The sequence below is a fragment of the Heyndrickxia oleronia genome (genome assembly GCF_017809215.1).
GTDB classification, from domain to species: Bacteria; Bacillota; Bacilli; order Bacillales; family Bacillaceae_C; genus Heyndrickxia; species Heyndrickxia oleronia.
Map to the genome: position 1 here is coordinate 2,797,855 of NZ_CP065424.1, position 12,974 is coordinate 2,810,828.

At 32.0% G+C, this 12,974-nt stretch carries 14 protein-coding genes; 5 read left to right on the top strand and 9 right to left on the bottom strand.

Translation table 11 applies throughout. The features are described from left to right. Positions 1-41 precede the first annotated feature (41 nt). Both I5818_RS14030 and I5818_RS14035 read right to left on the bottom strand, forming a co-directional pair. The gene (locus tag I5818_RS14030) at positions 42-560 is read right to left on the bottom strand and encodes a shikimate kinase (RefSeq protein ID WP_078110751.1); all 519 of its coding nucleotides are present in this window, start codon (positions 558-560) and stop codon (positions 42-44) included. A 296-nt stretch (positions 561-856) separates the two neighbouring features. Next, on the bottom strand, positions 857-2,071 hold the full coding sequence (locus I5818_RS14035; protein ID WP_078110749.1) for an MFS transporter: 1,215 nt from the start codon (positions 2,069-2,071) through the stop codon (positions 857-859). A gap of 764 nt (positions 2,072-2,835) precedes the next feature. Here I5818_RS14035 and I5818_RS14040 point away from each other — a divergent pair. Next, positions 2,836-4,077 carry an MFS transporter gene (locus I5818_RS14040; protein WP_169846984.1) on the top strand — a complete coding sequence of 414 codons (1,242 nt, stop codon included), beginning with the start codon at positions 2,836-2,838 and terminating at the stop codon, positions 4,075-4,077. 94 nt (positions 4,078-4,171) lie between these two features. Here the strand turns inward: I5818_RS14040 and I5818_RS26280 are convergent, their stop codons facing one another. The 3 genes from I5818_RS26280 to I5818_RS14050 form a co-directional block, all read right to left on the bottom strand. Further along, positions 4,172-4,681 (bottom strand): IS3 family transposase, encoded by a 510-nt coding sequence (locus I5818_RS26280; protein WP_276514083.1) that lies wholly within the window; start codon positions 4,679-4,681, stop codon positions 4,172-4,174. Positions 4,682-5,071: 390 nt separating this feature from the next. Further along, positions 5,072-5,497: an HTH domain-containing protein gene (locus tag I5818_RS26285; protein ID WP_058006965.1), complete on the bottom strand. Its 426-nt coding sequence runs from the start codon at positions 5,495-5,497 to the stop codon at positions 5,072-5,074. 241 nt (positions 5,498-5,738) lie between these two features. Then, entirely contained in the window at positions 5,739-6,263 is a 525-nt protein-coding gene (locus tag I5818_RS14050; RefSeq protein WP_078111472.1) for a histidine phosphatase family protein, read from the bottom strand. A 321-nt stretch (positions 6,264-6,584) separates the two neighbouring features. Between I5818_RS14050 and ccsB the strand changes: the two genes are divergently transcribed. Continuing rightward, the gene (gene ccsB, locus I5818_RS14055; protein ID WP_078111473.1) at positions 6,585-7,778 is read left to right on the top strand and encodes a c-type cytochrome biogenesis protein CcsB; all 1,194 of its coding nucleotides are present in this window, start codon (positions 6,585-6,587) and stop codon (positions 7,776-7,778) included. Positions 7,779-7,924: 146 nt separating this feature from the next. Here the strand turns inward: ccsB and I5818_RS14060 are convergent, their stop codons facing one another. The 3 genes from I5818_RS14060 to I5818_RS14070 form a co-directional block, all read right to left on the bottom strand. After that, positions 7,925-8,719 carry an aminoglycoside phosphotransferase family protein gene (locus I5818_RS14060; RefSeq protein WP_058005899.1) on the bottom strand — a complete coding sequence of 265 codons (795 nt, stop codon included), beginning with the start codon at positions 8,717-8,719 and terminating at the stop codon, positions 7,925-7,927. A 98-nt stretch (positions 8,720-8,817) separates the two neighbouring features. Next, entirely contained in the window at positions 8,818-9,363 is a 546-nt protein-coding gene (locus tag I5818_RS14065) for a GNAT family N-acetyltransferase (protein WP_078111474.1), read from the bottom strand. Positions 9,364-9,398: 35 nt separating this feature from the next. Next, entirely contained in the window at positions 9,399-9,872 is a 474-nt protein-coding gene (locus I5818_RS14070) for a DUF4825 domain-containing protein (RefSeq protein ID WP_058005897.1), read from the bottom strand. A 412-nt stretch (positions 9,873-10,284) separates the two neighbouring features. Here I5818_RS14070 and I5818_RS14075 point away from each other — a divergent pair, with 412 nt between their 5' ends. The 3 genes from I5818_RS14075 to I5818_RS14085 all read left to right on the top strand — a co-directional run bounded on the left by I5818_RS14075 (position 10,285) and on the right by I5818_RS14085 (position 11,996). Further along, on the top strand, positions 10,285-10,782 hold the full coding sequence (locus I5818_RS14075; RefSeq protein WP_078111475.1) for a hypothetical protein: 498 nt from the start codon (positions 10,285-10,287) through the stop codon (positions 10,780-10,782). Positions 10,783-10,794: 12 nt separating this feature from the next. Continuing rightward, complete coding sequence (locus tag I5818_RS14080) at positions 10,795-11,247, top strand: hypothetical protein (RefSeq protein WP_235849870.1); 453 nt, start codon at positions 10,795-10,797, stop codon at positions 11,245-11,247. A 197-nt stretch (positions 11,248-11,444) separates the two neighbouring features. Continuing rightward, positions 11,445-11,996 carry a short-chain dehydrogenase gene (locus I5818_RS14085; RefSeq protein WP_071975765.1) on the top strand — a complete coding sequence of 184 codons (552 nt, stop codon included), beginning with the start codon at positions 11,445-11,447 and terminating at the stop codon, positions 11,994-11,996. A gap of 96 nt (positions 11,997-12,092) precedes the next feature. Here the strand turns inward: I5818_RS14085 and I5818_RS14090 are convergent, their stop codons facing one another. Continuing rightward, positions 12,093-12,737 (bottom strand): HAD hydrolase-like protein, encoded by a 645-nt coding sequence (locus I5818_RS14090; RefSeq protein ID WP_209391764.1) that lies wholly within the window; start codon positions 12,735-12,737, stop codon positions 12,093-12,095. Positions 12,738-12,974: the final 237 nt, after the last annotated feature.

A 12,974-nucleotide genomic window follows, 5' to 3' on the forward strand; every position in this document is an offset into this window, starting at 1 on the left:
TAGATTTCCCCTTTAACATTAACTTCTCTCCAACTAAAGCTTTATAACTTAAACTTATTCGCAATTATTTCCGCCACTTCTGTTGCACTTACATTCGTATTATTTATTTTTATATAATTGTCCTTTTGAATTTCACCGTCAAAGGAATTTAATCTATATTGTTTCAAAGAACTGATTAAATCTTTTTCCGACCATTCAATATTTCTTTTAGAAGGTTTGTGCTTTAATCGATTCGTACTTTTATTTCTTTCCAGCCTTTCTTCAAGATTAGCTTCCAATTCTACAAAATAGACGGTTCCTCCTTTTGATTCGAAAATATTACATATTTTGTTTACCTCATCCCAATCTGATTGAAGATCAAATGCCCATACATATGTAAAAATCAAACCATATAAATCACTTTTTGAAACCTCTTCAAATATTTCCTCCCTAAACAATCCAACTAATCTTTTGCCTTCTTTTGTTCCGTAGTCAAAAAAATGGCTAACTAAATCAATCGTCATATGATTATGAAATAGCTTTAAATCTGTTATCCTTGCTAATTCCTGACCTACTGTCATTTTCCCAACTGCTTGTGGACCAAATATTAAAACAAGTTTATAGCTCCTCCTTAATTTCCTACTTGAATTTTTTTCATGACCCAATCATAAGACGAGTACAACATTTCACTCTATAAGAGATGTCAGATGATCAATCATGATTATAGATACATCATACTATAATTTATGTAAAATTTGTTCTATTCTATTTTTGTCAAAAACTATGAAACATGTTTAAATTTGATGTAAAACTCTATTATTTTAGGAAGATATTTTCTAAAGTTTTTTTGACCATCCACTAGCGTGCACTTTCGTAATCAATCTATCTCCTTCAACAGAAGACGGAAGGATAAGAATATTCCAATTGTCGCAACTGATAAAATTCCTGCTAATATGAAATATCCAACTGATACACCATTTAAGTCAATGATGATTGTAAAAAGGGCTAATAGTAAAAGTCTTAATAATGTACCGATTGATTTAAAAAAGCTCAATACTCTTCCTATTAAATGATTTGGTAATAATTCCATATACATATTCTGTCTAATCAGACGAGTTGAAACATTACACCATCCTATTAAAGCTGAACATAATAAAAAAATCCCTGCCTTTGGAAAGGTGACCGTTAGTATAAGTGCCACGATCATCATGAAATAATTTGCGACCATATAAGAGGATGAACTCATTTTCCGTGTAATAATAGTCGTACATACTCCAGAAATTAGTGCACCTATAGAATACGTAACTTCTCCAAGGGAATAGATTTTTACATCTGCTTTTAAACTATGACTGACAAAGATCGGATTTAATAGATTTACCAGCATAACCGTAATAAAAGGTATCAGTGCTGCCACACCGAATATCATTAATCCCCTTCTCCTTTTAATAAATCTCCAGCTTTCATTGAACATGGATAACCAAGAGTTTCTAGTATCTAATTTCAATTTCTCTTTACTAGTGGAGACATAGTTGATACCTAATAAATTTAAAAATGCAAGTAAATAGCCTAATGCATTAAGTATTAAAACTACATGCAGTCCAAATTTCTCTAGCAATATTCCAGCTAGTGCCCCTGATAAGACTAATGCTGTTTGGTTCTCAATTTCCAAAAACGAATTAATAGATCCGTATAGTTTTGGTTCAAAAATTTCTTGCACAAACGCTGATTGTGCAGATTCATGCATATAAAATATGAAAATACTTGATAAATAAATGAACACCATCATCCATTCAGAGTAGGTTCCCAACCATCCCCATACACTTACGGTCAATAAAACCGTGAAACCCGCTAACTGTTCAAATTGCAGTATAGCCTTACGAGAAAAACGGTCGATCATCGTCCCAGCAAAAGGACCAATGAGTAACGTAAGTATCGCAGAAATAATCATCGTTGAGCCAAGTAATCTAGCAGTACCTGTCAATTCAATCATATACCACGATATCCCTATCATGGTCATACCTTGACCAACTCCTGAGAACAAATTAGACAAAAACAATTTGCGAAAATTCGAATTCTTAATCACTTCTCCCATTTCCTTCACTCCTTAACTAAATTCAAATTATAAAAAACCCCGTGTAAACGGGGTTTTCTTAGGATTGGGAATTATTCGCTCGTATTAGTTATTATGTATAGGCGTTTTTTTCTCTCTTTCGGGTACAATTCTCTTACTTCGGTTACCCTGAACACGTGTTTTCCTCTCTTTCGGGTACCTTTCTCTCACTTTTGTTACCGTGAAGCGGCATTTTTCTCCTCTTGGGGCACCTTTCTCCCCCTTTAGTTACCGTGAAGCGACATTTTCCTCCTTTTCGGGCACCTTTCTTTCACTTTTGTTACCCTGAACACGTGTTTCCCCCTCCTTGGGGTACCTTTCCCTCACTTTAATTACCCCGAACCCGCGTTTTCCTCCTATTAGGGATTCATTCGCTCACTTTGAATATAATCCTTACCAAAACAAAATGAAGCCTAGTTAGTAATGAAGTTCTCCTTCATTACTAACTAGGCCTAGTCCATAATCATTATGTTTTTATAAAAAAAAGACGCTGCAAAAGTAGCACCGATCCAAAATCGAACATATGTTCTTTTTGTAGTACATTCAAATTAAAAAGTAACTCTCCTTGATTTCCATACTAATAGTATAAATTAAAATTAATTATAAGTCTATATTTAATATAAAAAATATTCTATATTTTTATAACCGGCCGGAAATTCTTTGAAAAATGGTGATTTTGTATAGTTTGTTCTTTTTGTAAAAAGACAAGAGCCTGTAAAAAATCATAATAGAAACGAGGGGATATTTTGAAAATAGCCTTATGGGAATCTAATTTAAAAATTCGATTAGCTGGAGAAACTTTATTTAATTTATTTTATTGGATGTACTTTCCTTTCATAACAGTCTATTTTAGTAAAGAATTGGGTAGCCATGTTGCAGGAATATTGATGACATGTCCACCATTAATTATTTTGCTAAGTAATATGATCGGTGGAATTTTAGCTGATTATTTAGGACGAAGACCTGTTATGCTATTGGGTTCGTCCCTTCGAACAATCATGTTTGCCTGTTTCGCTATGGCATCTTCACCTTGGATTAGTTACTTGGCTTTTATTGGAATTGGTTTAGGTGGTGGATTATATGGGCCTGCAAGTGATGCGATGGTAGCTGATTTAGTTCCAGAAAAAGAAAGAAGACAAGTTTTTGCTACGTTTATTACCGGTAATAATATTGGTGCGGTGTTAGGACCCGCATTAGGTGCATTCTTTTTCTTTCATTATCGAAGTGAACTTTTATGGATTTGTACCATTGTCATGTTAGTTTACTCAATAACGATCTATTTTAAGATATCTGAATCCATGCCTAACTATACAAAAAAATCTATTCATAGAAGTGTAAATATGCAATTAATCAAAGAACAATGGAAGAGTTATGGAATGATCTTTCGGGATAAAATATTTATTCTCTATATATTGGGTGGAGTTTTCTCAGTCATTGCAATTATGCAATTAGATTTATATTTAGCCATATATATTACTGAGCATGTCCCCTCTCAATTTCTGATTTCTTGGAGAAACTTTTCAATAAAACTCAACAATACCGATATACTAGGATGGTTACTAGGACTGAACGGTCTACTCTTTGTTCTATTTGTTATTCCTGTTACAAGATGGCTTAAACACTGGAGTGACCGTGATGTCTTTATCCTTTCAGCCATTTTGACTGGGGTGGGTATGTTTTTCGTTGGATTCACAACAAACATTTGGCTTTTATTTTTTCTCACCATTATTTTTACTTTCGGTGAACTCGTTCGTTCACCTGTATTAAATAATTTTATTAGTGACTATGCTCCTAAGAATGCGAGAGGTCAATACATGGGTGCTTCTAAATTACAATTTACGATTGGAAGATTTTTAGCCCCTATTACAGTTTTTCTTTCTGAATGGACCCCACCTATAGGTGTGTTTGGCCTTATACTTTTTTGTGCATTACTCGGTGGAGCTTGTTATATTTTTCTATATAAAATACATGTAAAGCAAAGTATATAATGTAGTTCTTTTATCGTATCCAGAATAGAAAACTACCATCAACTATGAACTGCGCCCTAAATTTCGGACAGTTTAATAAAAGTAACCCTGCTATTTAAGCAGCGATTAGATGACTTCGGTATTCTGCCGGAGTCATCTTTTTTAAATTCCATTGTCTTCTTGATGCATTATAGAAAATCATATATTGATTAACTAATTGTTTTAGTTCTTCAAATGTATGAACTTCTTTATAGTCCATTTCATCTTTCATATGTCCAAAGAAGGATTCCATTGGTGCATTATCGATATAGTTCCCTCTACGTGACATAGATTGTTTCAAATTCATCTGTTTCACCCTTTTTTGAAATTCTGGATGCGTGTAATGGAAACCTTGATCAGAGTGTATCATGGCTTCTGGATGTATATTATTCCCTAATTTCTCTTCTAATTTTGCTAGAGTATTGTAAACAATCGACATTTTCAATGTTTGTGATAATTCATATGCCACTATTTCACGTGTAGCGACATCCTTAACACAGGATAGATAGGCTGTTTTTCCTCGATACTTTAAATAGGTAATGTCAGTTAAAAATACTTTTTTCCGGCTCGTCTTGTGTAAATTCACGGTTTAATCTATTTGGTAATGTCTTATGTTCTTGAGTAGCTTTTGCAATATTTTTATATGGGTTTGCACGTCGCACTTTCGCAAAGAAATTATACTTGCGCATTAGACGGCGTATTTTCTTTGGGTTCATTGGGTTTTCAAGTAATTCACATACTTTCATATAAAGTCCACGATAGCCAACTTTCCCTTTGAATGCATCATAGATGCACTTTAAAAAGAGATAATCCTCATAATCATTGTTCTCTCGAATGGCATGTTTTTCAGTATTCCGCAGCCATGCATAATAACCACTGCGACTAACATGTGCGACAGTACATAGCTCAGAGACACTATTGATTAGTTGATATTTACGAATTACTTCATTGATGACTGCGTATTTTTCATGTGGAGCTACTTGTGTTTCTTCGCCTTCCTTTCGAGTTCCTCTAGCTTTTTTAGTAATTCAATTTCAGCTTCGAGATAACGAATACGAGCCTCTGCTTTTTCTAGCTTCTTATCAGCGGATAACTCACTAGTTGTTGGTCTTCCCGTACTTCCTTTTCCTCGACGTTCTTCCAAAAAACCATTTTCTCCATATTGATTAAAAGTATTTCTCCAACGCTTCAAAGCTGATTTAGCTTTTTTAGGGCCAATCATTTCAAGATCAAACCCATTTTCTATAAAGATTTGAGTAGGTCCTTTCCCAGCTAAGTTCTCATTTACTGCTTTAATTTTAAATTCAGGTGTATATTGAATCGCTCGGTCAGATACTGAAGCAACATTGGGATTGGCTTCTAATAGTTGACGTTGATGTTCATTAAAATAGATTTTACTCATAAGATAACTCCCGTTCAAATTAATTATGTTAAGTATAACGGGCTTTTCCCATAGAAAAAACCCCGAATAGGGCACTTTTTTTTAAGTGTCTACTATTCGGGGTTCAGTTCACTATTCTGGATATGGTGATTTTTCCATCCTTGTTCCAACCGTTTTTAGTGATATGCATCTCCATTGAACGTTCCTATTGAATTCTTTTAATAGGCGACCCCATTAAAAATTCTATGACTAAATAAAAATATTAAAATTGATATACTTTGTAATCACCATTATCTGATGAATATGTTAATATGTTCCGATCTTCAGGGATACCTTCAAAATAGGCACCCATACAGCCTGTAGTACATCTATGTCCTGATATTAAAATATTTACTTTACTCTCAACATATTGATGTTCTAATTCCCTCATAAAATTAAAGACTCTGTTCACAAAGCTTTCAGTGTCTTCGATGCCTTTATACACACTTACATCGGGGATGAATCCATCCATTTTCACTTCACTTATCTTTAAATTGTCTGCTTCTCCTAATTCAAACACATCAAGTCTTTTATCGACTATTACATTCCCACCTGAAACTATTTGAGCAGTTTCAACAGCTCTCTCCTGTGGAGATGAGTACACAAGATCAAATTCTATTCCTTGTAGTTTAGTTCTTAAATTCTCAGCTTGTATGATTCCATTTTTATTTAGTGGATAACCATTGCGTCCTTGCATTTTTCTTTCTTTGTTTAAATCTGTTTCACCATGTCTGATAATATAGATCATCGTTCCACCTCCGAAAAAATGATTTATTTATATATTACAAGAATGGATATATATTACAACTGTTATATTTCTTTCAATTTAATAGTAGTTCCATTTATTCTTAGGAAGTCTTTCTTTAGGTGTTTTAGCAGATTTTTGAAAAGAAATACCAATCTTAAAACAATAAAGAAAAGAGGGAATTGAGACACATAATTTTCGAATATTATTCTCCATTTTTGGCACATAACAGGTAAAATGTAATTGATTGGATATAGTTTAACAAAAAAATTTAACAAGATGATGATATATCCGTGTAACTAAAAGAAGTTTAGGAGTGTTTCAATGTCTACGCAATCATTAATTGAGCTGAGCAGTACATCATTATATCTCTCTTTTCTTATTTATTTAATTGCTATTTTACCTTGGGGTTTATCAGTGAAATCAAAACGGAGTATATTTTCTAGAGTTGCTCTTTTACTAACTCTATTAGGATTTATACTGCAACTTATTTATTTTATTAGTAGATGGTATGTTTCTGGGCATGCTCCGGTTAGTAATCTTTATGAATTTATGACTTTCTTTGGAATTATGCTAGTTGGTAGTTTTTTTATTTTGTACTATATTTATCGTCAAAGTGTGATGGGACTTTTCATTCTTCCCATTTCATTAATTATTCTTGGTTATGCAAACGCTTTTTCTAAAGAAATTTCACCTCTTATTCCAGCCTTGCAAAGTGAATGGTTAACCATACATGTGATTACTGTCGCCTTTTCTAGTGCAGTCCTGTCGATATCCTTTGTTACTGGGTTAATCTATTTATTAAAAACCATTAATCCTAAGGAAAAGAGTAAAAAATCATTTTTCTTAGAATTAATTATGTATTTCATAATAGTAGTTATAGGATTTATTACAATTACTACTGCCTTTCAATTCACGAATTATAAGCAGTACATTAAGTTCACAAATAAACAAGATCAAATAGAAATATATGAATATACATTGCCAGCTCTAACTGTTCCAAAGAACTCAGTAATTGTCGAATCACGCGATAGTAAAAATCATATATCCCAGAAAAATAGTGTGATTGAGACTCCATTACTGATAGATGCTCAAAAATTAAATACGATCATTTGGTCGTTTTTAACAGGCACACTTATCTATCTAGTCATTCGTCTAATTTGTAGATGTAATGTCATTTCTTTAATAAAGCCAGTATCAAAGAAGGTAAATGCTAATTTGATGGATGAGATTACGTACAGATCTGTGGTTATTGGTTTTCCTTTATTTGCTTTAGGAGGATTAGTATTTGCTATGATCTGGGCACAATTGGCATGGAGTCGTTTTTGGGGTTGGGATCCGAAGGAAGTTTGGGCACTCATTACTTTTCTATTTTATTCTGTATTATTACACTTAAGAATTGGAAAGGGATGGGAAGGAGAACGAACGGCATGGATGGCCATTATCGGATTCGGTATTATTATCTTTAATCAAGTTTTTGTTAATTTAATCATTTCTGGTTTGCATTCTTATGCTTAATTAAGTACACTGCAAACTGATATTATAGTTAATAGAAAATTACAGCTTACCTCCTTTACATTACAGTATAATTGATAAAACAAAGCATCGAATATACGGATTCGATGCTTTATTCATAGGGTATTTAAACTGGGAAATATTCTTAACTAGAAGAATTCATTTAGTCCATTCACAAAATAATCATATAAATGATCATCAATGATTTTTTCTCCATATCCTTCAAAAAATATGAGTCTATCTACTTCTTTTTCAAAGGCATGGGGTTTTGGACGAATGGCTAATGATACATCATACCTAGGGTCACCATAACCCCCTCCACTCCAATCAATTACTCCCGTAATTACTCCATTCGATACTAAAACATTATCAATTGTAAAATCTCCATGTATGAGCGTCTGTTTATAGACATTCGGTTTATTATATTTAATTTTTTCTAATAATAATTTCGTTCCATCCACTTTTTCATTCTGCAAATTATATTCAGCTTGAAGTAACATTTCTTCAAGCCATGTTTGTTGAAATTTTAGATCATTAGGGCACGACGTTAAATGGATTTGAGACAAGATACTCCCGAAATTATAAATTATTTCTTCATGTTTCCCCCTATTTTTCTCATTAGTTAAAGCAGTCCTTAAAGTTTCTCCTTCAATATACTCAATTAAAGCCCAGGATTCTTTCGGATTTTTTTGTTGAACAAATTTCTTTACTTTTGGAACTGGTAGATTTGTTTCCCGCGTCAGACAGTTTAGAACTGTTATTTCCCTCTTTAACCAAGAACAAAATAATTCTCCTTTTGTCCTTTTTAATGCATATAGTCCTCGGGTACTTTCTATTAATCCTATATCGGAGGTATATCCTTGTCGTGGAAACCTTATACTATAAATTTCATGGAGATCTTCCATTATTTCATTTGGAATTTCATTAATATGTATTGGCTGCAATTTAATTTCACCTCTACCAATATATTAATTTACAATGTCTTTCCCTTTACTATAAACTAAAATTTCCATTTAAATAATGTTACATATTATTATTTTTTTCAGCCTTTAAACCGTGCCATTAAGATCGTATTGTAATAATTCCCATCAGATAATAGCTTATCCTTTTTTAAAATGCCTTCTTGCTCAAAGCCATATTTTTCATAAAGTTTAATCGCATGATCATTAGTTTCTAGAACTTTTAGAGTGATTTTTTTGATATCAATAGAGTCAGCCCATTCAAGGGTTTTTATTAATAAATGAGTACCTATCCCGTATCCCCAATATTTTTGTAATACACAGACACCAAACTCAACGATATGCGACTTTCTTCTTAATGTATTCCCTTCACATCTCGAAAATCCTACAATCTTTCCATTTGCTTCACAAACTAAAAATAGATTATGATCCTGTTCTGTATCTTCGAAAATTAATTGTTTAAAACCGCTTTCGTCTATGTAGGATTCACCTGGTTCTCTATCTAAATTTTCCGTTTCACCATCAATTTGTAGTCGGATCTCTGAAAGGTCTTTAGCATCATTCTCTACCGCTAACCTTATGGTAAAAGATAAATTTTTATTACAAAACTTCTTTGCATTAACTTTCATCATATGTCTCTCCCTATCGACTTTACGAACCTTCCTTATTGGATTAACTGATTTACCTTTTGCTCTTCTTTCAAATATTTTTGTATAAGTTTCCTTAAATCATCTTCATTTTTAACTTCATTTAAATTTTTTCCGTACCAGGTTTGGATTTCCTCTTTTGTGATTTTATATTCTTTGTCATTAAAATGAAATCTGATCCATTCAACATTATGAACCAATGCAAAGATATATGTAGCATTATTTATTACTGTTTCTTTGTATATTTGTTCTGATTCTATCCAATTATAATTTAAAATCATTCCATATGGTTTTTCTTTAGTTTTAAGTTCAATTCCTTTTAAACTTTCGCCACTTTGTAACTGTTTTACAATGTTACCAACTGCACTGTTATCACCAACATACGAATCTTTAAATTGAAAGATGCCTTCTTGATCTTTATTAGCACTACAGCCAATTAACAAAATTACTACCAATGTTAAAAAGAAGAGAAACTTTATTCTCTGTTTCACTCGAATTCCCCCTTATTAACTGACAACCATTTTTACAGTTCATAAAAAATTATCTTCTATACACTACCTCTTTAAGTTACGAATTTTTCAGTAAAAGGTTTCAACTTTTTATATTTCTTAAACTTAACATCTCCCTATTATGTCGACCAATTACATCATTTGAAGAGATGAAATGCTAAGAATGAATAAAAGAATATCTGTAAAATAGTTAATCTGCATTAATTTGTGGACAATTTATAAATTTTTGTATGTCATAATAACATTTAATATTCAGGTTATTGCCATCCTTTTAGAGTATTAACAATTTATTCCAATTGATATCCTCTTAAAAAGCTTAATTTTTTGATTAATGAACAAAAACATATTTACTAGCTCTTAAGTGATAAAAACGGATCAGTTAGGAGACGATGACATGACAAATTTACTTAAGGAAAAGAAAAGTGAACAGTATCTTGCAGCAATATATACCATAATTGAAAAGGGTATGGCTGCAAAAGAAGTGGTGTGTTCTATAACGACAGGTTTTCGATCGATCCCATCTTTACGAACCAATCCTGGACTTAATCCTTATCATGCATCTGTAGCAGATATCGGGTATGGATTTGATGCAGTTCAAGGCACGATAAAACGAATTCAGAATGGCGAGAAAATTCCACTTGCATTTGAGATGCTTGTTTTTGAGCTTGACACTTTAAAAATAAGTGAAAAGCAATTAAGTCCCAATTTTGAATTAGCTATATATGGAGTAGCTCCTGAATTCAATTATTTAATAAATATTAGTCGATATTTAAATAAACAAATCGGTGTAGCAATCTTTGAAGCTATTTATTTAAGTAAAAAACTATTAGGAGATAAATGGGAAGAAATCCATTCTCGTATTCAGGATATTCAAGCAATTCCTAGACTTTAAGGAGGGTATAAATTGCATAATCAGCCTTTGGTAATGACGAACGAAGAAAGGACAGCTTTATTAGATTGGTGGAACACAATGGAGAAAGCGAAACCAATGGTAAGAAGATTAATGTCATTAATAACAGAACTTCGCGTAGATCCTAAAACTAGTCATGCAGATGGAATGATTTTATTCTACAGAGCTGCTTCGGAGGTCTCCTATGGATATGCAGGTGTCAGAGGCTGCATAAGAAGAGCATTTTCTAATGATGAATATAGGGAATTCCTACGAATGAATATGGTAATGTGTCATAGTTTTGCAGAACGGTTTTCTGTTGATACAAAAATATTACTTGAAAGAGTTGCCAAACAAATTACAGATCCAGGTTCACTTATTTTAGTACAAAAAATTAGAGAAACCTTGAGCGAAAATGATGTTATGCTAAAAGAAATTAGGCTAAAAGCTGATAACTTTCTCAAGTAGAAAAACATAAACTGAGTTTTATTTCCTTAGTAAACAATTTGCAACCAGCAATACTAATAAAAATATATATCATTCACCCCCTTCTCCTAAACTTCAATGAACTTTTAGATATTAATTACATTCCGCTTCCTACTTTGTTAGTATAATTAAAAAGTATATGTTTCTATGTATTATCATTCTATAAAGGAGTAATATTAATGAAACACGTATTAGTAGTTGGTGGTTCAGGAATGCTTGCAGATGTATCACTCTGGTTAAATAACCAAGGTTATCACGTATCAGTGATTGCACGAAATCTTCATCGCTTGAATAAGCTTGTAGATAAAGTACCATATAGAAATAGGATTACAGCAATTAGTGTAGATTATAATAATGATGAGTGGTTAAGAAAAGAAATCATATCTACCGTTCTAAAGAATGGAAAAATTGATACAGTTATTGCTTGGATACATTCTTATGCAGAAAATGCCTTAGAAATTATTTGTAAAGAGGTTTCAAATGATAGCGATGAATGGAATTTATTTCATGTTTTAGGGAGTAGCTCGAATTTAAAAGAAATTCAAAAAAATGTTCCTATATCAGATAATTGTTCCTATCATCAAGTTCAATTAGGTTTTATTATAGAAAATAACCATTCAAGATGGTTAACAGATCAAGAAATTTCTGAAGGCGTTATTGAATCAATTAGCAAAAATAAGAAATTACATATAGTAGGAAATATTGAGCCTTGGGATAAACGTCCTAGTTGAGGGTTATTCGTATCCTCTAGTGTGCCAATGTAATCGAATAAGAAAAAGGCATTTCTTATTAATAAATGCCTCTTTTTTTGTTTTATTTATTATAAATTAATAAAATTTCTTTAACTCCATTAGATCATCAATAACGATATCCGCCTGAGAAAGTTCCTCTTCCTTAGCAAAATCAAAATTACATCCTATTGAAACTAGTCTATTTTCCTTAGCTGCATTTATATCAGATAAACGATCTCCTACTACTGCTCCAGTAGTAATGCCATACTTTTCAATAATATTTTGAACAAGATTTGATTTATTCAATGATTCAATTTGTTGGATACTAAATGTTTCTGTCACCCAATTATCCAACTGATAATAACTAACGATTGCATTTAAGTACGCTATTAATCCGTTACTTGCAATATATATCATACAATTATTTTCTTTTAAATAACTAAAAATTTTCTTTACATTAGGATATAAGGCACCCTTGCCACTTTTTATATTATCTATTAATCTTTCAAGAAAGTATGAATCCGTTTGTTCTCTATCACTGATTGAATGATCTGGTAATAAAGTTTCCCATACTTTCGTTAAAGGGACACCCATTATTTCTCGGTATTTATCAATAGGAGTCTCTTTCTCCCATTTATTTTGAGCACGTAAATGATTAAACGTATCTTCAAGTGATAATTCTAAAATCTTATCCGTCTGAAATAGTGTTCCATCCATATCAAAAATTATTGACTGTGTCATCGTTTCTCTCTCCCACAAAAAAAGACTAAATTCATTTAAAAGTTTAGCAAAAATATGATTACTTTTTAACCTAAAATTTCTAAACTTTACTACTTTATTTGAACATTTCCCCCTCATACCGATTTTTTTCTGCTTGTATCTATTTGTGCTGTACAAAATATAAATTTCTCTCAAATACCTGTATACTTCTCTAGCAATACCATAAAATAATCACTAAATGGAAATTGAGGAAAATTG